At 69.1% G+C, this 18,694-nt stretch carries 16 protein-coding genes; 8 read left to right on the top strand and 8 right to left on the bottom strand.

Annotated elements, in window-relative coordinates:
- The 3 genes from D7Y13_RS21905 to ttcA all read right to left on the bottom strand — a co-directional run.
- Positions 1–309 (bottom strand): PhnD/SsuA/transferrin family substrate-binding protein (locus D7Y13_RS21905; protein ID WP_147452477.1); only part of this gene is annotated, 309 nt, incomplete at its 3' end.
- Between the two features lie 12 nt (positions 310–321).
- Positions 322–1,146, bottom strand: a complete 825-nt coding sequence (locus tag D7Y13_RS21900) for a tellurite resistance TerB family protein (RefSeq protein ID WP_120531953.1) — start codon at positions 1,144–1,146, stop codon at positions 322–324.
- Positions 1,125–1,982 (bottom strand): tRNA 2-thiocytidine(32) synthetase TtcA, encoded by an 858-nt coding sequence (ttcA, locus tag D7Y13_RS21895; RefSeq protein ID WP_120531954.1) that lies wholly within the window; start codon positions 1,980–1,982, stop codon positions 1,125–1,127. The genes D7Y13_RS21900 and ttcA overlap by 22 nt, the downstream gene beginning before the upstream one ends.
- A 65-nt stretch (positions 1,983–2,047) precedes the next feature.
- On the opposite strand from ttcA, the gene D7Y13_RS21890 reads away from it, so the two are divergent.
- Both D7Y13_RS21890 and D7Y13_RS21885 read left to right on the top strand, forming a co-directional pair.
- Positions 2,048–3,217, top strand: coding sequence for a ribonuclease D (locus tag D7Y13_RS21890; RefSeq protein WP_120584672.1), 1,170 nt, complete (start codon positions 2,048–2,050; stop codon positions 3,215–3,217).
- 142 nt (positions 3,218–3,359) lie between these two features.
- Positions 3,360–3,755, top strand: a complete 396-nt coding sequence (locus tag D7Y13_RS21885) for a four-helix bundle copper-binding protein (RefSeq protein ID WP_120584671.1) — start codon at positions 3,360–3,362, stop codon at positions 3,753–3,755.
- 12 nt (positions 3,756–3,767) lie between these two features.
- Here D7Y13_RS21885 and D7Y13_RS21880 read toward each other — a convergent pair whose 3' ends face one another.
- On the bottom strand, positions 3,768–5,273 hold the full coding sequence (locus D7Y13_RS21880) for a carboxypeptidase M32 (RefSeq protein ID WP_120584670.1): 1,506 nt from the start codon (positions 5,271–5,273) through the stop codon (positions 3,768–3,770).
- A gap of 42 nt (positions 5,274–5,315) precedes the next feature.
- Between D7Y13_RS21880 and D7Y13_RS21875 the strand changes: the two genes are divergently transcribed.
- Positions 5,316–5,861 carry a hypothetical protein gene (locus tag D7Y13_RS21875; RefSeq protein WP_199732852.1) on the top strand — a complete coding sequence of 182 codons (546 nt, stop codon included), beginning with the start codon at positions 5,316–5,318 and terminating at the stop codon, positions 5,859–5,861.
- A 60-nt stretch (positions 5,862–5,921) separates the two neighbouring features.
- Here the strand turns inward: D7Y13_RS21875 and D7Y13_RS21870 are convergent, their stop codons facing one another.
- Positions 5,922–7,550 (bottom strand): peptide chain release factor 3, encoded by a 1,629-nt coding sequence (locus tag D7Y13_RS21870; RefSeq protein ID WP_120531959.1) that lies wholly within the window; start codon positions 7,548–7,550, stop codon positions 5,922–5,924.
- Between the two features lie 119 nt (positions 7,551–7,669).
- Between D7Y13_RS21870 and D7Y13_RS21865 the strand changes: the two genes are divergently transcribed.
- Entirely contained in the window at positions 7,670–8,068 is a 399-nt protein-coding gene (locus D7Y13_RS21865) for a RidA family protein (protein ID WP_120537059.1), read from the top strand.
- Positions 8,069–8,094: 26 nt separating this feature from the next.
- Here D7Y13_RS21865 and D7Y13_RS21860 read toward each other — a convergent pair whose 3' ends face one another.
- Complete coding sequence (locus tag D7Y13_RS21860) at positions 8,095–9,210, bottom strand: hypothetical protein (protein WP_147444387.1); 1,116 nt, start codon at positions 9,208–9,210, stop codon at positions 8,095–8,097.
- Positions 9,211–9,374: 164 nt separating this feature from the next.
- On the opposite strand from D7Y13_RS21860, the gene D7Y13_RS21855 reads away from it, so the two are divergent.
- On the top strand, positions 9,375–10,280 hold the full coding sequence (locus D7Y13_RS21855; RefSeq protein ID WP_120584668.1) for a helix-hairpin-helix domain-containing protein: 906 nt from the start codon (positions 9,375–9,377) through the stop codon (positions 10,278–10,280).
- Between the two features lie 42 nt (positions 10,281–10,322).
- Here D7Y13_RS21855 and D7Y13_RS21850 read toward each other — a convergent pair whose 3' ends face one another.
- The gene (locus D7Y13_RS21850; protein ID WP_120630768.1) at positions 10,323–12,335 is read right to left on the bottom strand and encodes a Kelch repeat-containing protein; all 2,013 of its coding nucleotides are present in this window, start codon (positions 12,333–12,335) and stop codon (positions 10,323–10,325) included.
- A gap of 260 nt (positions 12,336–12,595) precedes the next feature.
- Here D7Y13_RS21850 and D7Y13_RS21845 point away from each other — a divergent pair, with 260 nt between their 5' ends.
- The 3 genes from D7Y13_RS21845 to D7Y13_RS21835 all read left to right on the top strand — a co-directional run bounded on the left by D7Y13_RS21845 (position 12,596) and on the right by D7Y13_RS21835 (position 17,821).
- The gene (locus D7Y13_RS21845) at positions 12,596–13,780 is read left to right on the top strand and encodes an ATP-binding protein (RefSeq protein ID WP_147444386.1); all 1,185 of its coding nucleotides are present in this window, start codon (positions 12,596–12,598) and stop codon (positions 13,778–13,780) included.
- A complete protein-coding gene (locus D7Y13_RS21840) occupies positions 13,777–16,770 on the top strand; it encodes an NACHT domain-containing protein (RefSeq protein WP_120584667.1) in 2,994 nt (997 codons plus the stop codon). The genes D7Y13_RS21845 and D7Y13_RS21840 overlap by 4 nt, the downstream gene beginning before the upstream one ends.
- Positions 16,771–16,879: 109 nt before the next feature.
- Entirely contained in the window at positions 16,880–17,821 is a 942-nt protein-coding gene (locus D7Y13_RS21835) for an MBL fold metallo-hydrolase (protein ID WP_233595738.1), read from the top strand.
- A 6-nt stretch (positions 17,822–17,827) separates the two neighbouring features.
- On the opposite strand, the gene D7Y13_RS21830 is transcribed toward D7Y13_RS21835, so the two are convergent.
- Positions 17,828–18,622 (bottom strand): ABC transporter permease, encoded by a 795-nt coding sequence (locus D7Y13_RS21830; RefSeq protein WP_120537052.1) that lies wholly within the window; start codon positions 18,620–18,622, stop codon positions 17,828–17,830.
- Between the last annotated feature and the right edge of the window lie 72 nt (positions 18,623–18,694).

Genomic DNA, 18,694 nt, shown 5'->3' with positions numbered 1-18,694 from the left:
CCCCACCAGCGCGGAGCGGTAGCTGGACATGCCCCGGCGCACCCCGCGCGCCAGCACCCGCACCCCCATGGCCTCCATGCGCGCACACACGAAGGGCGGCGCCCAGGCGGCATCCGCCCGCCCGGACAGCAGGTCCTTGGCGAGCGTCTCGTAGCTGGTGGCGACTCCCACCTCCACGAGCTTGCCCAGCGCGCGCTGGAGGAAGGATGCGAGCCGTTCCGCGCGCTCGCGCGCCGTCTCACTGCCCAGCGACGGCGGCAGGCCGAAACGGAAGGAGTGCCGTGAACCGGAGGGGACGTGCGGGGTCATGCCACTCCCTGCTTACCCCTGCTGGTCCAACCGCGCCACTTCATCGTCCGCCAGACCGAACGTCGCCTGGAGCAGGTCCAAGAGCCGCTGCTCCGCGTGACTCGTCCTCCCGGACGCGTGGGCGATCTTCGTGGCCAGCTGGTACGCCTTCATCCGCTGCGAGTGTGTGGCCAGCCCGTGCGCCAGCACGTGCAGTCGCTGCGGCAGGCCGTCCGACGCCAGCGCCGCCACCGACTCGCTGACGAAGCCCTGCGCCCGCTCCGGGCTCACGTTCTGGAAGAGCGGATCCGCCGCGAAGCTCTCCACCATCGCCCGGGCCTCCGCCTCCTTGAGCTGGCCGTCCGCCGCCAGCACCAGCACCATCACCTCCGCGAACAGCCGCTCCAGGGGCTCGCCGAGCGCCTCGGACAGGCTGCCGCCCTGCTCGATGACGTCGATGATCTGCGCCACCTCGTCCTCGGAGATGCCCAGCGCCGCCTGGAACGTCTTCAAGAGCCCCAGCTCCGAGCGCGTGGCCCGCTGATCCGCCAGCGCCACCGCCGCCGCCAGCCCGAACGCCAGCATCCGGTTCTTGTGGTCCGGCAGCCGCCGCCGCAGGGACGCGAGCACCTCTTCCAGGTTGCGCGCCTCCGCCAGCCGCACCGCGCTGGACTCCACCAGCAGGTTCAATTCACCCGCCTGCGTGCCCTCGAACTCCGGGCGCTCCAGCACGCGCGCCAGCAGCGTCTGCATCTCGCGCTGGGACACGCTGCCGTCGGCCATCGCGGCCAGCAGCATCGCCTCCACCAGCGCCGCGTTGCGCTCCTTGCGCGTCTTTATTGCCTGGTCTCGAGCCATGGACTGGCGCTCCCTTGCGTGTCGTCGGTGGGGGGTGGAACCACGGGACCCTCTTCATTCGCGTTCAGCGGGTCCGGGTTCAGGGTCTTGTCCAGCAGGTGCGTGGGCCGCACGTTCGACATCGCGTTGAGCAGGCTCTGGCGGACGTTGGGGATCTCCTTGCCCAGGTCCTCCACCAGCTTCTGCATCCGCTTGCGCTGCAGGTTCTCCTGCGAACCGCACAGGTCGCAGGGGATGATGGGAAACGCCTTCGCCGCCGCGAACTGGATGATCTCCTTCTCCGGCGCGTAGCACAGCGGCCGGATGACCACGTTGCGCCCGTCGTCGCTCTTCAGGAGCGGCGGCATCGCCTTCAGGCTCCCGGCGAAGAACATGTTCAGGAGCATCGTGTGGATGAGGTCGTCGCGGTGGTGCCCCAGGGCGATCTTGTTGCAGCCCAGGTGCACGGCGGCGTTGTAGAGGATGCCCCGGCGCAGCCGCGAACAGACCGAGCACTGCGTCTTCCCCGGCGGCGTCTTCTCCAACACGATGCTGTAGGTGTCCTCCTTCAGCATCTTGTAGGCGTACCCCTCGCGCTCGAAGTAGCCCTCCAGGATGTGACCGGGGAATCCCGGGTGTCCCTGGTCGAGGTTCACGGCGAGGAGGTCGAACTTCACGGGGGCTCGCCGCTGCAGCTCTCGCAGCAGGTGGAGCATCGTGTAGGAGTCCTTGCCCCCCGACACGCCCACCATGATGCGGTCCCCCGCCTCGATGAGGCGGAAGTCCGCGATGGCTCGGCCCATGTGGCCAAGCAGGCTCTTTTCCAGGCGTTGGGCGTCGTTCATCGGCGGGGCCATCCTAGCGGCGGTTCGGGAAAAAACACGTCAAAGGGGCGGGCCGGTCCGCTAGCCTGCTCCCCGCGATGCCGACCTTCCCTCAAGGTGCCCTGGATGTGGTGGACGCAGCCGGCGCGGAGGCGGCCACGCGAGTGCTCGAATCCGCGCCCGAACTGGCGGTGGACCTGGAGGCGGACGCGATGCACGCCTTCCGCGCCCGGCTGTGCTTCCTCCAGTTGGGCACCGACGCTGACATCTTCCTCTTCGACACGCTCCAGCCGGGCGTGGACCCGCGCCTGCTCGTCCCCCTGATGGCGGACCCGGAGCGCACCAAGTTCTTCCACGCCGCGCAGGGCGACCTCCAGTTCCTCGCCGAAGCAGGCGTGCGAGTGCGCGGCCTCTTCGACACGCACCGCGCGGTGACGCTGCTGGGCTGGCCCAAGGTGGGCCTTGCGGACCTGGCCCGGGAGAAGCTGGGCGTCGAGCTGCCCAAGGAGCACCAGCAGTCCGACTTCTCCCTGCGCCCCCTGCCCCCGGGCATGCGCGATTACATCGCCAACGACGTGCGCTACCTTTGCGAGCTGGGCCGCCAGGTGCGCGACGCGTGCCGCGAGGCGGACATCCTGGAAGAGGTGCTGCTGGACTGCGCGCGCATGTGCGACGAGGCCGCGGCCCGTCCGGAGACCGGCGCCGAGTACAAGCCCAAGCTGTCGCGCAGCGGCCTGTCCTCGACGCAGTACGCGCTGGCGCACGCCATCGCGCAGGGGCTGCACAAGCAGCGGCTGGAGTGGGCGGAGAAGGACAACGTGCCCATGGGCCGGATGCTGTCCAACATGGCCATCACGGACCTGGCGCTGAAGCAGCCCAACACCCACAAGGACCTGGCGCGCGCGGCCGGCGTGCGCGGCGCCGTGGTGCGGGCGCACGGCGACGCCATCCTCACCCTCATCCGCGAGCAGCAGGAGAAGGCCGCCCGGGGTGAGCTGGACCTGGACCGCGAGCCCAAGGGTCCGCGCGACCCCCACCGGCGCAAGCGCGAGGATGCCCTCAAGGCCTTCCGCATCGAGCAGGCCACGGCGCGCAAGGTGACGCCCAGCGTGGTCCTCACCAACCCGCTGATGGACGCGCTCGCCTCCCAGCCGCCCGCGGACACGGAGGCGCTGACCCAGTTGCCGTACTTCGGGGAGAAGCGCGTGCGGCTCTACGGTGAAAAACTCGTGGCGCTGCTCGCGCCCTACCCTGTGCTGGGAAGCTGACGTTTCCCGGCACGAAAAGACGGGCCCGGGCGAATCGCGCGAGATTCCTGGGGATCCCCGTGGCGCCCCGTGTCCAGGCCCCCCGGAAGCAGGTGTTCAAGCCCCATCTGGACCCGGGGTGCAGGTTGCCGGCACAGCGAGCATGCGTACCTTTGTCGCCTCACCCAGGGAGGGCGTGGTCATGTTGGGAGCCAGGGCAGGTGGGGCGCGTACAGAGGTTTCCCGGTGCATCGCCGCGAGCCTGCAGTGCCAGACCTCCTGCGAGGAGGGCATGGCACGGCTGAAGGCCCAGGGCCTTCCGGCGGACGCGGAAGCGGTGCGGCTGCTGCGCCAGTGCGCGGAGCTGTGCGAGCTCAACGTCCGGGCCCTCCAGAAGGAGAGCCGGCTGTCGCGGCGCACCGCGAGCCTGTGCTTCGAGCTGGGCAGCCAGGTGGCTCGCGCCGCGTGGCTGGAGGCGGAGGATCCCGCCTCCAACACGCTCGCGCGGGACGCGCTGCACCTGGCGCGCGCGTGCCGGCCGCTGGTGTTCGCCGCCTGAGCGGGACAGCCTCTAAAGCGTGACGCCATGGAGCGCGCCGTACTTGGCGCGCAGGTACGAGAGGAAGTCGCGATCCGTCAGCCCTTCACCGGTGACGGCCCGCACGCGCTCCTCGGCGGGCAGCCGGAAGCCGTGCGAGTGCACCTGGGCCCGCAGCCACCCGCGCAACGAAGACGCGTCGCCCCGGGCGAGGTGCGCGTCCAATTCCGGCAGCGCGCGCCGGGCCGCGGCGTGCAGTGACGCGGCGTAGAGGTTGCCCAGCGCGTACGTCGGGAAGTAGCCCAGTTCGCCCCAGGCCCAGTGGATGTCCTGCAACACGCCCTGCGTGTCGTCCGGGGGCGTGAGGCCCAGGTAGCGCCGCATGCGCTCGTTCCACGCGGACGGCAGCTCCGACGCGGGCAGTTCGTCCCGGAAGAGCGCCAGCTCCAGCTCGTAGCGCAGGACGATGTGCAGGTTGTACGTCACCTCGTCCGCCTCCACGCGGATGAGGGAGGGCGCCACGTGGTTGATGCCCGCGTGGAAGCCGTCCAGGTCCACGTCCGCGAGCTCCTGCGGGAAGGCCTCCTTCAGCGCCGGGAAGTGGTGCGCCCAGAAGGCACGGCCGCGGCCCACCAGGTTCTCCCACAGGCGGGACTGGGACTCGTGCAGGCCCATGGAGGGCACCGACGCCAGCGGCGTGCGCGACAGCTCCGAGGCGAAGCCCTGTTCGTACAGGCCGTGGCCCGCCTCGTGGAGCGTGCCGAAGAGCGCGGACATGGGGTGCGCCGCGTCCAGGCGCGTGGTGAGCCGCACGTCGTGCGCGTTCAGGCTGTTGGTGAACGGGTGGATGCTGACGTCCTGGCGGCCCGCCTCCAGGTCGAAGCCCACCGCCTCCAACAGCCGCATCGTGAAGCGCCACTGCGTCTGGGTGTCGTAGGCGCGCCCGTCGAGGAACGCGGGCGCGGGCCGCCGGGTCTGCGCGAGCGCGGCCACCATGGGGATGAGCGCGTCGCGCAGCGCGGTGAGCACCGGCGTGAGGCGCTGGACGCGCATGCCGGGCTCGAAGCCTTCCAGCAGCGCGTTGTAGCGCTCGCCGTCGTGGCCCTGCGCGTCCGCCTGTTCGCGCCTGAGGGCCAGCAGCGTCTCCAGCGCGGGCTGGAAGTGGGCGAAGCGCTTCGCCTCGCGGGCCTCGCGCCAGGCCTGGATGCCGGCGCCCTGGGCCTGAGCCAGCGCGGTCACCAGCCGGGCGGGCAGCCGCACCGCGCGCTCCCGGTCATGGGTGAGCACGCGCACCATGGCCTGCTCGTCGGGTGTCAGGGCCTGGGAGGAAGGGCCCGGCTCGCTGGCGCGGGCCAGCGCTTCGCCCAGGCGCGGGTCCACCAGTCGCTCGTGGTGGAGGGCCTGGAGGGTGGAAAGTTGCCAGGCGCGGGCGGTGGCGGCCTTGGCGGGCAGGTACACCTCCCGGTCCCAGGAGGCCAGGTTGATGACGCCGTGCAAGTCACACAGCTCGTGCATCCGGGTTCGCAGCCAGGTGTCCATGGCTGTGTTTCTAACGTGCTTCCAGGGTATGAGGACGCCGCGATGGCCAACATCCTCCAATTCTTCATGGCACCCGACGATGAGGTCGCCTTCTTCCGTTTCCTGGAGCGTCACGTGCTGGAGGTCTACCCCCGGCGCGTTCCCGCGGACTGGAAGCCCTTCCGCGCCAGCATGGAAAACGTCCCCCACCTGCCGGAGGAGGACCTGTACCTCGTGGCCAGTGACATCGGCCCCGCGCTGGTGGACAAGGTGAAGCGCGGGCCGGACAAGGGCTCGTGGCGCATCGACGAGGTGCGCTCGCCCGTCATCTTCATCGGGCGCTCGCGCCGCAACGAAGAGGGCGAGCTGCTCAGCGGCCAGATGTGGGTGGAGCTGGAGGTGACGTCCCAGACGGGCCGGCGCGACGCGGCCCCGGACAAGTTCCGCCGCCTCTACCTGGAGGTGGAGGAGTTCATCAAGAAGACCTTCCGCCGAGGCGACCCGAAGGACTTCTTCGTCGGCCCCAAGGCCGCGCGCCTCTTCAAGCAGGACGGCCTCGTGCTACGCGACTCCGCCTTCCGGGGCGGCACCGTGGTGCCGCACAAGTAGCCAGCTGCCTTCCGGGGCGGTGGGAGGCGCACGCTGCCGCCTCCCTGCCCCGGGCCGGCGCTAGCTTCCGGTGGCGACCGGGGTCGTGGCGCGGATCATCGGCGCCTCGGCCAGGAACTTCAGCTCCGGGTGCTTGTCCTCGGCGTGCTGGAGCGCCCAGTCGTCGCGGAAGAGCACCAGGGGCAGCCCGTCGCGGTCCTGCACCGTCTGCCGGTTGCCTTCCCAGTCGAACGAGCGCGGGTCGAAGTTCGCACCCACCACCCAGCGCGCGTGGCTGAAGGGCAGCCGGTCCAGCGCGATGCGCGCGCCGTACTCGTGCTCCAGTCGGTACTGCAGCACTTCGAACTGGAGCGCGCCCACCACGCCGACGATGGGGTCCTTCATGCCCATGCTCAGCTGCTGGAAGATCTGCACCGTGCCCTCTTCGGAGAGCTGCTCCAAGCCCTTCTCCATCTGCTTGCGGCGCAGCGGATCCTTGGAGCGCACCACGGCGAAGAACTCCGGGCTGAAGCGCGGCACGCCCTCGAAGGACACGTCCGTGGCGCCTTCGGCCAGCGTGTCACCGATGCGGTACTGGCCCGGGTCGAACAGGCCGATGACGTCCCCCGGCCACGCGTCCTCGATGGAGGTGCGCTCGGCGGCCATGAACTGGCTGGGCTTGGCGAGCCGCACCTCCTTGCCCAGGCGCGAGTGGAACGCGTTCATGCCCTTGACGTAGCGGCCGCTCACCACGCGCATGAACGCGATGCGGTCGCGGTGCGCGGGGTCCATGTTCGCCTGGATCTTGAAGACGAAGCCCGCGAACTTGGGGTTCGTCGGCTCGCGCTCGCCCGTCGTGGTGAGGCGCGCGGAGGGCGCGGGCGCCAGGTCCAGGAACGCGTCCAGGAAGGGCCGCACGCCGAAGTTCGTCATCGCGCTGCCGAAGAACATGGGCGTCAGTTGCCCGGAGTCCGACTTCTCGCGGGTGAACGCGTCACCGCCGATGTCGAGCAGCTCGATGTCCTCGTTGAGCTTCGCCAGCTCCGACTCGGAGAGGAAGTTGAGGATGTCCGGCGAGTCGATGGACACCGAGCGCTCAGCCACTTCAGACTCGCCGTGCGAGCCTTCGGCGGAGAACACGTGCACCACGCGCGCCTGCCGGTCGTAGACGCCCCGGAACTCCGGCCCCATGCCGATGGGCCAGTTCATCGGGTAGGAGCGGATGCCGAGCACCTGCTCCAGCTCGTTCATCAGCTCCAGCGGTTCGCGGCCGTAGCGGTCCAACTTGTTGACGAAGGTGAAGATGGGGATGCCGCGCATGCGGCAGACCTTGAAGAGCTTCTTGGTCTGCGGCTCGACGCCCTTGGCCGCGTCGATGAGCATCACCGCCGCGTCGGCGGCGGAGAGCGTGCGGTAGGTGTCCTCGGAGAAGTCCTGGTGGCCCGGGGTGTCCAGCAGGTTCACCGCGTGGTCGCGGTAGGTGAACTGGAGCACCGACGACGTGACGGAGATGCCGCGCTCCTTCTCCAGCTCCATCCAGTCACTGGTCGCGTGCCGCCGCGCCCGCTTGGCCTTGACGCTGCCGGCCAGGTGGATGGCGCCGCCGTAGAGCAGCAGCTTCTCCGTCAGGGTTGTCTTTCCCGCGTCGGGGTGGGAGATGATGGCGAAGGTACGTCGCCGTGCGACCTCCCGCTCTAGCTCGTTGGCCATGATCCGAGGCCAACTATCACGGGCGGTCTTTCCTTGCAGCTTGCAAGCAGCGCCTGGAGGTCCGGCCGGGCTCCGGCCCTTCGGGAGCCCCCCTCCCCGCCCCCTCCTGGAGCCAGGCCATGCAGCGCACCCTCCATGCCACCGGCACCCCCTGGGAGCCCCGCGTGGGCTACTCGCGGGCGGTGCGCGTGGGCCCCTTCGTCTCCGTCTCCGGCACCACCGCCACGGATGCCCAGGGGCAGCTCGTGGGTGAAGGGGACGCGTACCGGCAGGCGGCCCAGGCGCTCGCCAACATCCGCTCCGCGCTGGAGGCCGTGGGCGCCCGGATGGAGGACGTGGTGCGCACGCGCATGTACGTCACCGACATCTCCCGCTGGGAAGAGGTGGGACGCGCGCATGGGGACGTCTTCCGGGACATCCGCCCCGCCACGTCGATGGTGGAGGTGAAGGCCCTCATCGACCCGCGCATGTTGGTGGAGATTGAAGCGGACGCACTGGTGGCGTCCGCGCTGCCCTGAGGACCCAGCTCCGGGCCCATGCGACCTCAGAACTCCGCGCTGACGTCGGAGGGCACGTCATCCGGCGCGCCGGGGTTGCCGGGCTCGGGGGACAGGTCGTCGCCGGTGCCCTCGGGAGGCGTCACGTCGCCGCGCAGCTCCGGCCCCCGGCAGTCCTGGACGGTGCCCACGCGGCTGCCGGACACCTCCGTGCAGGACTCCACGCGGCCGCCGTCCGTGCACTGGAAGAGGACGCGGAACTGCTCCTGCTCCTGCGCGTCCCAGCACGCGCTGCCGACGTAGTAGGTGTTCGCCGCGATGTCGCCGCCCCAGGCGCGAAGGTCCGCGCGCCCGCCGAGCCCCGGGATGTGGCGCACGGAGGTGAGCACCTTCTCCTTCGCGGCGGTGGCGGTGCTGCCCAGGTTGTACGCGCCCAGCACGCGCACGCGGGTAACGCCGGTGGCCTGGAGCTTGTGGCCCACGAAGGCGCCGGTGACGGCCTCGTGCTGCTCGGTATTGGGCGTGAAGTTCGCCAGCCGGTACGCCAGCGACTTGCTGCCCTGGCCGAAGTGCGCGAACGACATCATCAACTTGCCCTGGCCCGCGAAGGACGGTGACACCGCCTTCAGGTTGTCCAGCGAGAGGACCAGCGTGCCCCGTCCGCGGTGCGCCTCGCCGTTGCGCTTGAGCGCGCCCGCGGCGACCAGCTTGTACGCGGTGTCGTCCGTGCTGCCCAACGGCCGGGCCTCCAGCTTCCACTGGTAGCGCTGGCCCACGCCCTTGCGCACGGTGAGCTTGTACGTCGCGTTGGCGCGGTCCTGCGGGCCGTACACGAGCACGTCGCCGGGCTGGGCATTGGCGGACTTCTTCACCAGGTCCGCGACGGGCACCAGCGCCTGCCGGAGCGCGTCGTTGAGGGCCTTCACCTCCATGCGGGCGCCCTCCAGCATCGCGGCACCTTCGCCATCGAGCGCGGCCTCCGTCTCCCGCAGGTCCTGCGCGATGAGCGCCGCGCCGTCCTGTTCCAGCGCGTCGGCGTTGAGCTCCAGCGAGGTGCCCTCGAAGTCCGGTAGGGACTCCAGCGCCTCTTGATCATCCACCCCGCCGCACGCCGTCGAAAGCACCAGGGCCGCACCCACCGCCAACGTCTTGTTCCAGCGCATCGTCATCTCCAGGTCGAAAGGTTCGCGTGACTGCCTGCTGTTCCTTCCAACCCGGCGGGCGTGCGGCGGTTGCGGGCGGGGAATTATTTCGCGCTCGGGGGGTGTGCGCCGGTGTCCTCCCGGGGGTGGCCGTCCTCCGTGGCAGCGCCTACCTTGCAGGTATCATGGGCGTCGAATGGAAGAACAACATCGACATCGCGGACGCGCTGGAGCGGGTCGCGGACCTGTTGGACACGCAGGACGCGATGCCCTACCGCGTGGGCGCGTACCGCAAGGCGGCGGCCACCATCGCGACGTGGCCGGACTCCGTCGCGCAGGTGCTGGCGGCTGGAGGCGAAGCGGGACTGAGGGAGCTGCCAGGGGTGGGCAAGAGCATCGCGGCGGCGGTCGCGGAGCTGGTGCGCACGGGGAGGATGGACCTCCTTGAGCGGCTGGAGGGGCAGACCTCTCCCGAGGGCCTGCTCGCCAGCGTGCCCGGCATCGGCCCGGAGCTGGCGAAGCGCATCCATGAAGCCTTGGACATCACCACGCTGGAGGCGCTGGAGCTGGCCGCGCATGACGGCCGGCTGGAGCGCGTGGAGGGCTTCGGGCCCCGGCGCGCGGAGCAGGTGCGCGAGCTGCTGGCGGCGCGGTTGGAGCGCAACCGGCGCGAGCGGGAGCAGGCGCGCTCACATGTCCACGAAGATGTGCCACGGCCTCCGGTGGGGCTGATGCTGAAGGTGGATGCGGACTACCGCCGGAGGGCAGCGGACGGGGAGCTGCGGCGCATCGCGCCCAAGCGCTTCAATCCCTCCGGTGAGGCCTGGCTGCCGGTGATGCGCGAGCGCGTGGACGGCTGGAACATGCGGGCCCTGTTCTCCAACACGGCGCTGGCGCACCGGCAGAAGACCACGCACGACTGGGTGGTCATCTACTACGAGCAGGACGACCTCCGGGGGCAGGGCACGGTGGTGACGGCCCACGGAGGCCCCATGGATGGACGGCGCGTCGTGAAGGGCCGCGAGGACGAATGCCGCGCGTACTACGCCCACGGTGAGGCGGAGCACGAAGCCCCGCACGCCGGCGCCTGAAACCGTGAGGGGCGGGCACCCCCGCCCCTCGTGGAGCGCGGCTCAGGGCGTGGGTGAATACACATCCGCGCCGACGCGCGCACCGCCACTGCCGCTGCCCCCCGCGACGAGCACCCGGCCGGAAGACAGCAGCGCCACGTCATGGTGCGTGTTGCGCGAGGACAACGTGCCCGCTGGCGTCCACGCATTGGTGGCGGCGTCGTAGACCTCCGCGGAGCGCAGCGCGCCGTCCGAACCCCAGCCGCCCGCCACCAGCACGCGGCTGCCATCGCCCAGCGGCACGGCGACGTGGCCGTAGCGCGCCGTCGCGAGGGGCGCCGTGAGCCTCCAGCTTCCGGTGGCCGGGTTGTACAGCTCCGCGGTGGCGGTGATGGTCGCGCCGTCGGAGGAGATGCCGCCCATCACCAGCACCTCGCCCGAGGACAGCGGCACCGCGGCATGGAACGAGCGCGAGTGGGCCATGGCGCCCGTGTAACTCCAGGTGCCGGAGGTCGGGTCGAACAGCTCCGCGCTCGCGAGGTTGGACCCCGAGCCCGTGCCCGACACGCCGCCCGTCACCAGCACCTTCCCCGAGCCCGCGAGCAGCGTCGCGGTGTGCCGGGCCCGGCGCGTGCCCAGGTCCGCCACCGGCGTCCACGTGCCAGTGTCGGGCGCGTACACCTCCGAGGCGGACAGCCACGTGGACGTATCCCGCTGCCCACCGGTGACGAGCACCCGACCATTGCCCAGCAGCGTGGCGGAGTGCAGGAAGCGCGCGGTGGTGAGGCTCGCGGTGTCCTGCCAGGAGTCCGTCGTCTCGTTGTACAGCGCGGCGCTGGCGAGCGCGCCCCCTCCCGCGGGGTAGCCGCCCGCGACCAGCACGGCGCCCGTGCCCAGCCGGGTGGCGGTGAGCTGCATGCGCGCGGCGGCGAGGTTCGCGGCCGGGCGCCACGGCAGGGAGGACGGCCGGTAGCGTTCAGCGGAGGCGTTGAGGACGCCCGCCTGGGCCACGCCGCCAAGGATGAGCACTTCCCCCGAGGGCACCAGCGTGGCGGTGTGGCTGATGCGGCGGGTGGCCATCCACGCCGTCCCACTCCAGGTGCCGGTGGACGGGTCGAAGAGCGAGGCGCGATCCAGGTAGGGCTGACCGCCATTGGAGCCGCCCGCGACCAGGACCTCTCCGGAGGTGAGGAGCGTGGCGGTGTGGAAGACCAGCAGCGACGGCAGGTCGCCCTTGGGCGTCCAGGTCCCGGTGGCCGGGTCGTACAGCTCCGTGGTGGCGGTGGCGAGGCTGCCCGCGAAGCCGCCCGTCACCAGCACCTGGCCGGACAGCAGCAGCGTCGCGGTATGGCCCGTGCGCTGGACGCCCAGCGGGGCGGCCGGCAGCCACGTCCCGGTCGCCGGCTCATAGAACTCCGCCGACGCGAGCACGGTGCCATTGGCGCTGTCGCGGCCACCGGCGACGAGCACCCGCCCGTTGGCCAACAGCGTCGCGGTATGGCCCACGCGGGGCGCGCTCATGCGGCCGGTGGTGGCCCAGGAGTTCGTCGTGGGGTCGTACAGGAGGGCGGTGGCCAGCGCGTTACCGGCACCGCTGTCCCCCCCGGCGACGAGCACCTTCCCATTGGGCAGCAGCGTCGCGGTGTGCTGGGAGCGGGGCAGGTCCAGACCGCCCGCGGCGGCCCAGGTGTTGGTGTCCGGGTCGAACACCTCCGAGCCCGCCGCGCCCAGGGAGGAAGCACCGCCGCCCACCACGAGCACGCGGCCGGAAGCGAGCAGTGTCGCGGTGTGGCGCTGTCGGCTGGTCGCCATCGCGCCCAGGGAGAACCAGCGGCCGGTGCGCGGATCATACAGCTCCACCGCGGGCGTGCTCCCGCCGGTGACGAGCACATAGCCATTGCGCAGCAGGGTGGCGGTGGGGTCCACGCGCACCGAGGCCATGGACCCGGCGGAGCTCCACGCCGACGTATCGAGCGCGGCGGAGCGGGTGACGAATGACTGCTCATCAGGAGAACAAGCCGAGGCGCACGCAAGCGCGAGCGCGGCCATCAGGCCGTTGAAACGGAGACGCATCATCTGAGGGGTGGTCCTTCACTGCACAACGAGGGGGACACGGCTTGAGGCCGTGGGGGGGCGGCCCCTTAACCCAATTCAAAGGAAGACACCATCGGTGAATCCCTGAAGTGGCCCCCCGTCGCGGAGTCGACGTTCGTGAACAGGAAAGCCGCCTTCAGCGTGTTCCCTGCCTCCCTGCACCACCCACAGTCCTTCCTGTCCGGTAGCGGTCCCGGTGTTACCTTCGGAGGAGGACCGTCGTCCGGATTCTGGGGAGCACCGTGGCACCGAAGAGTGACGAGATGCTGGAGCAGTTGCTGCGCATGGGCGAGGACTCGCTGACCGAGTTCAAGGGCGTCGTGAAGAAGAACTTCCAGTTCGACCTGGACGACATCGCGAAGGCCATTGCCTCGATGGCCAACACCAAGGGCGGCCTGCTGCTCATCGGCGTCGAGGACGACGGCACCGTCACCGGAACCGGGGACATGAAGCAGACCGACGTGCTCATGATGCAGGTGAGCCAGCTCTGCCAGGACCGTATCGAGCCGCCCCTCATCTGCACGACCCAGAAGCGGGAGCACCAGGGCCTGACCCTGCTCCAGGTGGAAATCCCCGCGTTCAGCCCAAGCCGTCCGCACCGGGCGGGGAAGGTCTATTACGTCCGGGATGGCAACCGCTCGCGCGAGGCAAAGCGTGAGGAGTTGGTCCGAATGCTCCAGTCCACGGACGCCCACTTCGATGAGCAGGAGGTGACCGGAGCCACCGTGGAGGACCTCGACACGGAGGCCGTTCGCGCGTTCTTCGCGAACGTGTCTCCGCGACAGGTCCCCGAGCAGAACATCGGCCCACACCTGACCGCGCTCAAATGCATGGAGCGAACGGGGGTGCCCACCGTGGCCGGCATCCTGATGTTCGGCAAGGAGCCTACGCGATGGCTGCTGGATGCGCGGATCTCCGCGGTTCGCGTCAAAGGCACGACGGTGTCGAGCACGTTCCTGGACCGGCAGGAGATGGAGGGGCGACTGCTCGACCAGATCGAACAGGCCAGTGCCTTCATCCAACGCAACATCGCGGCGCCCTCGCATGTCCAGGGCATGGTGCGCGTCGAGGACGGCTTGCCCGTGGAGGTCATCCGGGAGGCGGTCCTCAACGCGGTGACCCACCGCGACTACAAGCCTGCCTCCCAGATCCGCATCAGCATCTTCGATGACCGGATCGAACTCACGAACCCAGGGGACCTCCTGAACCACCTGACCCTGGAGAACATCCGCCAGGGGGGCATCAGCCAGAAGCGCAATCCCGTCCTGGCTTCACTCCTGGCCAAGGCTCAGCGACGGGAGAACCTGGGCTTCGGTGTTCCCGACATGGTGCAGGTGCTGCGCGACAGGGGATTCAAGGAGCCCACCCTCGAAGTCACGGCGGGCCACTTCAAGCTGGTGCTCTGGACGAAGCGAGCGGACGCATGAGCAACGACGGCACGGACACTCCAGAGGGCCCTGCCCCCGTGCTCGCGGTGCTCCGTGTGCGGGTGGACCTGACGCAGGACGAAGCAACGTCCATGGTCCTCAGGGCCCGCCTCTTCGCGGGCATCCAGTACATCTCTCAGCAGCTCACGGGCACCGATCCACTCCAACTGGATGGAAACAACTGGAGCCTGATGCTGAGAGGGGCGGACGGGCCAGAGCTTGCGAGGAAGTCCTTCGACGCGGCGAAGCTGCTGCGCGAGCGCATCCTCGTGGATTTGAGCCTCCCCTCACACATCGGGGTGCACGCGGCGGTCATCGGAAACGATGAGGCCCTGTTGGACCAGGCACTGAAACACTGCGAGCAACTCCAGGGACACGCGCCTGAGAACGCCATTGCCGTGTCCCCCGAGGTGTTCCGTGTCCTGGAAGGTGAAGTCCAGGAACAGCTCTCCCCTCCAGCCCCCCTGCATGGAGACACGTTGCCGGCGGCACTGTTTCCTCCGAAGGCATCCGCCCACGGGGAGCTGCTGCGGGAAGAACTGCTGCGAAACCTGACCAGCCCCTCTGTGAGAAGGCTTCACTACGTCGGCTTCCGGCTCCAGAAGAAGGAGCCTCCCAGCCTCGACATCTTCGACGTCTTCGTCATGCCGTCCGTCGAAGTCCGGAGGAGGTCCACGCCCTCCATCGAAGCCCTCGCCGGGCTTTCCTCGGACCTGTTGAGGCAGACAGGAATCGATTCGCCCCTGGGGCAACTGACAGGGTCCGTGCAGCAGGCGACGACGTATCTGGCGCCCCAACGCACCACGTTCCAAGAGGCCTTCCAACGCCATCCATCGCTGGTGATCCTGGGCGATCCCGGTTCCGGCAAGACCACGCTGATGCGCTGGCTCGCGGTGGTGGGCGCCGGCGGCCCGCTGGCCATGCATGCCGCCCTGGGAAGCACGGCACCCGCGCTGCCCCTGCTCATCAGTGTCGGGCATCTGGCCCAGATTCGCGCTGCGCTTGGGGGCGAGACATCCGTGGTCGAGGCACTCGCGCACCTCTTCCACCAGCGAGGCATTGCGTCGGACGAAGCCGGCTTGCGACGTTTCCTGGAGCGCAGCCTCGACCAGGGGGAGTGCCTGGTGCTCCTCGATGGACTCGACGAGGTCCGGAGTGAAGCACGCGCGGACCTCATGCGGTGGTTGGAGGACTTCGCGGCCCGCTACCCCCGAAACCGATTCATCGCCTCGGCACGGCAGGTCGGCTACGTGGGGCTGGCGCTTCCCGGCGCTGTGGAAGTCGAACTGGGGCCGTTCGAGGATGATCAGGTCCGCCGCTACGTCCACTCCTTCCACCGGGCCTATCGCCAGTGGGAAGAAGGCGTCCCGGATGACATCGCGGCGGACCAGGAGGCGGAGCGATTGCTGACGGCCCTCTTCGCCAATCAGCGCCTCCACGAGCTGTCGCGAAACCCCTTCATCCTCGCGTCGCTGGCCCTCATCCATCGCGCGGAGGGACAGCTTCCACGCCACCGCGTCCAGGCCTACGAGATCTTCGCGCGGACCCTGTGTGAGACCTGGGGACAGGCCCGCAGGCTTACCGCCAGCACGGGGGACGAAGCCCAGATCCGCTACGAGGAGGAGGCCGTCCCCGTTCTCGGTCGCCTTGCGTTGGAGATGCATCGGCAGTGGCCGAACGGCGTCGCGCCGGAGGACTTCGTCATCGCGACCCTGGCGACAGCGCTCAGGGAACGCGACGGCATTTCAGACGAAGAAGCCGAGCGTTCCGCACGGGAGTTCCTCCACCGTGCGGGAAAGGACGTGCAGATCCTCATGGAGCGAGGCCCCCAGCGGTGGGGCTTCCTGCACCTGACCTTCCAGGAGTTCTTCGCCGCTGTCGGCCTGCACGCCAGCGAGTCCTTCGTCGATGAGGCCATGGCCCACCTTTTCGACCCCCGCTGGCAGGAAATCCTCCGGTTGGGCGTGGGATACATGGCGCTCGTGCAGAAGCGACCTGAAGGTGCACGGCGGTTCATCCAGAAGGTCCTTGGCCACCAGGAAACCGGCGTCCGCAGGGTCCTCACGGAAACGCTCAAGAAGCAGGTGCCCCTGGCAGCTCTTCTGGCTTCCGAAGCAGGGGATGCCCTTCCTGTTTCGCTCCAGAACCAGATCGCGGAGGACTTCTGCCTCTGGCTCTGTTCGATGCCCCGGCTCATCGGAGGACCCATCCTTGAGGAAATCCGTCTCTCGGAGTTCGCGTCTCGATTTACTCCATACCTGGAGCGCATGACGCAGGGGGAAGAACTCTCCAGGCGTGCGAACGCCATTGAGTTCAGCGCCGAACTCAATCCGGACCAACTCCTCCAATTCATCAATCTCGCGCGTTCAGATGACGCAGCGAACGTAAAAGCTGTAGCAGTACATCTCTCAAGAAAGGTGCCTCGCGACCAGGCAATCGCAATACTGGAGGCCCTGCTCACGGACACGAGTTCCTTTGTTCAGCTTGGCGCTGCGATTGAGTTGATTGTGCAATACCCCGACCACCGCCGGAAAACGGTCGACATCATCCTGGCCCATGAAAACCTGGTGCTGGCATTCTTCGTCGTCGCGGCACTGTCGCGCATGGAAGGGGCGGGCGAACTGGCGGAAGAGATCATTCAGTCATGGGAAAAATCCAATGACCCTGATTCGCTCTCTTTCGCATCCCTGATACGAGAAATGCCAGCGACGTTCCCATCCTCGCAACCTCGAATGCACTCTCCGGGCGGCCTGCTGAAAATGCTGGATTCTCCCCAACAGGCGGTTCGGCAATCCGCGATGCTCGCGCTGAACAACTCCAAGACATTGGAAGCGCTCGGCCCACTGCGACAACTCACCCTTTCAAGCGACCCACTGGACTCTGAATCGGCAATGACTGCGATATGGAATATCGCGAACGCAACGGGCCTCCACTCACTCCCGCCCGACTCCCTTGAGAGCAAGAACCCATTGCTCGCGGATGAGGAGTAGCGGATGGACAGCAACCACACCCGCTGAATCGCCCAGATACCCCCAGCGGGCCAAAGGCCCTTCCAGGCGCGTTTGAACCCGCAGCCCTGAAGGTGTTGAGTCGGCGGCCATGCGAATGAAAGCCGCCCTTGTCGCAGCGCTGGGTGCCCTGCTGTCCGGCTGCGGCGCGCCCCAACCCGTCGTCCCGACCCACTACCGTTCCCACTCCGTCCAGGAGCAGGGGGACACGCGGGTCGGTGAGTACATCTCCTCCGAGTGGTCGCTTCAGACCGCGTCCTACTGGATTGAAGGACCCAACGGACTCGTCCTCATCGACACGCAGTTGCTGCCCTCGGCGCTGCGCAAGGAGCTGGCCTTCGCGAAGGAGCGCACGGGCAAGGAGGTCAAGCTGGCCATCGTCCTGCACCCCAACCCGGACCGCTTCAACGGCACGGCCCTGCTCAAGGAACTGGGCGTCCCGGTCATCACCTCTGACCAGGTGCGCGCGCTCATCCCCGCGGTCCACGCGAAGTGGGCGCCCACCCTCTTCGAGAAGTATTGGAACGGCCGCTACCCCCGGGAGCTGGTGCTCGCGGACGGCTTCGGTGACAGCACCCGGGAGCTGAGCGCGGCGGGCCTCACGCTGAAGGCCCACGTCCTGGGCACCGGGTGCAGTCCGGCCCATGTCGTCATCGAATGGGAGGGCCACCTGTTCACCGGCGACCTCGTGGCCCGCGCCACACACCCCTGGTTCGAGAATGGCCGGGTGGATGCGTGGCTCCAGCGCCTGGACGAGCTGCGCGCCCTGAAGCCGAAGTGGATCCACCCGGGGCGCGGGCTCCCCGGCGGACCGGAGCTGCTGGATGCACAGGCGGCCTACCTCCAGGCCGTGAGCGAGGAGGTCACGGCGGAGCGGAAGGCGGCCCACCCCAGCAGCGACCCCATCGCCACCGTCACGGACAAGGTGACCCGGCGCTTCCCCGATTATCGCCACCCATCCCTGCTGCCCGCCCTGGTGAAGGGGGAGTGGGCCCGGCAGGCGCCCCGTCCCACCGCCACGCCTTCGCCGTAGGAAGGGCTAGCTGCTCGCGGACGTGTAGTGGCGGATGGACAGCAACCACACCCGCCGCGCCACCCATGCGAAGACGACCGAGCCCGCCACCGCGCCCACGAGCCACGTCCACGGCAGCCGCCCCAGCATCGCGAGCGCGGGGAACGTGGTCATCAGGGCCAACGGGATGATGAAGGTGAACACCATCGCCAGCGCGCCCCGGAACACGGAGGACGGCCACCGGGCCGCGTCGAAGATGGACGTGAACAGGTACGTGAGGTTGTCCACCTTCACCACGAAGAACGCCGCGCTCACCACGAGGATCCACAGCGAATAGAGCAGCAGCACGCTGGTGCCCAGCAGCACCAGCGACGCCAGGAGGCCCGGCAACGACGGCCAGCGCCCCAGCGAGACGAACGCGTAGACGAACAACCCCACGCCGGACAGCACGTTCATCGCGCGCCACGGCAGGAAGCGCTGCGTGGACACCAGGAACTGCGCGTCCGCGGGCTTGAGCAACACGAAGTCCAGCGTGCCCTTGCGGATGTGCTCCACCACGCCCGTGAGGCTGGGGCTGATGGCGCCCTCCAACACCCCCTGGAGCAGCGTGAACCAGCCCACCACCAGCAGGGACTCGTGGAAGCTCCACCCCTCCAGGCTCGGCCGGTCGCCGAAGACGACGAACAGCGGCGCCAGCGCCGTGAACGTCCACGCCACCGACGTCAGCCCCTCCGCCAGGAAGTCCGCGCGGTATTGCAGCGCCAGCAGGCCCGAGGCCTTGAGCTGCACGCCCAGCAATCGCAGGTATCGCTCCACCCTCACGGCCCTATCCTCCGAACGCCGCGAAGCGCGCCAGGCCCCGCCGCCACACGAGCGTCGCCACCGCGCCCAGCC

This window comes from Corallococcus praedator, from assembly GCF_003612125.1.
GTDB classification, from domain to species: domain Bacteria; phylum Myxococcota; class Myxococcia; order Myxococcales; family Myxococcaceae; genus Corallococcus; species Corallococcus praedator.
The sequence above is the reverse complement of the archived record's forward strand: the minus strand, read 5'-3'. Positions and strand labels throughout refer to the sequence as shown.

What these genes read in the sequence shown, in the direction of transcription:
- D7Y13_RS21840 (WP_120584667.1), top strand. Translation starts at nt 13,777, where the DNA reads ATGAGCAACGACGGCACGGACACTCCAGAGGGCCCTGCCCCCGTGCTC.
- D7Y13_RS21860 (WP_147444387.1), bottom strand. Translation starts at nt 9,210, where the DNA reads ATGCGCTGGAACAAGACGTTGGCGGTGGGTGCGGCCCTGGTGCTTTCG.
- D7Y13_RS21900 (WP_120531953.1), bottom strand. Translation starts at nt 1,146, where the DNA reads ATGGCTCGAGACCAGGCAATAAAGACGCGCAAGGAGCGCAACGCGGCG.
- D7Y13_RS21870 (WP_120531959.1), bottom strand. Translation starts at nt 7,550, where the DNA reads ATGGCCAACGAGCTAGAGCGGGAGGTCGCACGGCGACGTACCTTCGCC.
- D7Y13_RS21875 (WP_199732852.1), top strand. Translation starts at nt 5,316, where the DNA reads ATGGCCAACATCCTCCAATTCTTCATGGCACCCGACGATGAGGTCGCC.
- D7Y13_RS21865 (WP_120537059.1), top strand. Translation starts at nt 7,670, where the DNA reads ATGCAGCGCACCCTCCATGCCACCGGCACCCCCTGGGAGCCCCGCGTG.
- D7Y13_RS21835 (WP_233595738.1), top strand. Translation starts at nt 16,880, where the DNA reads ATGCGAATGAAAGCCGCCCTTGTCGCAGCGCTGGGTGCCCTGCTGTCC.
- D7Y13_RS21890 (WP_120584672.1), top strand. Translation starts at nt 2,048, where the DNA reads ATGCCGACCTTCCCTCAAGGTGCCCTGGATGTGGTGGACGCAGCCGGC.
- D7Y13_RS21855 (WP_120584668.1), top strand. Translation starts at nt 9,375, where the DNA reads ATGGGCGTCGAATGGAAGAACAACATCGACATCGCGGACGCGCTGGAG.
- D7Y13_RS21850 (WP_120630768.1), bottom strand. Translation starts at nt 12,335, where the DNA reads ATGATGCGTCTCCGTTTCAACGGCCTGATGGCCGCGCTCGCGCTTGCG.
- ttcA (WP_120531954.1), bottom strand. Translation starts at nt 1,982, where the DNA reads ATGGCCCCGCCGATGAACGACGCCCAACGCCTGGAAAAGAGCCTGCTT.
- D7Y13_RS21885 (WP_120584671.1), top strand. Translation starts at nt 3,360, where the DNA reads ATGCGTACCTTTGTCGCCTCACCCAGGGAGGGCGTGGTCATGTTGGGA.
- D7Y13_RS21880 (WP_120584670.1), bottom strand. Translation starts at nt 5,273, where the DNA reads ATGGACACCTGGCTGCGAACCCGGATGCACGAGCTGTGTGACTTGCAC.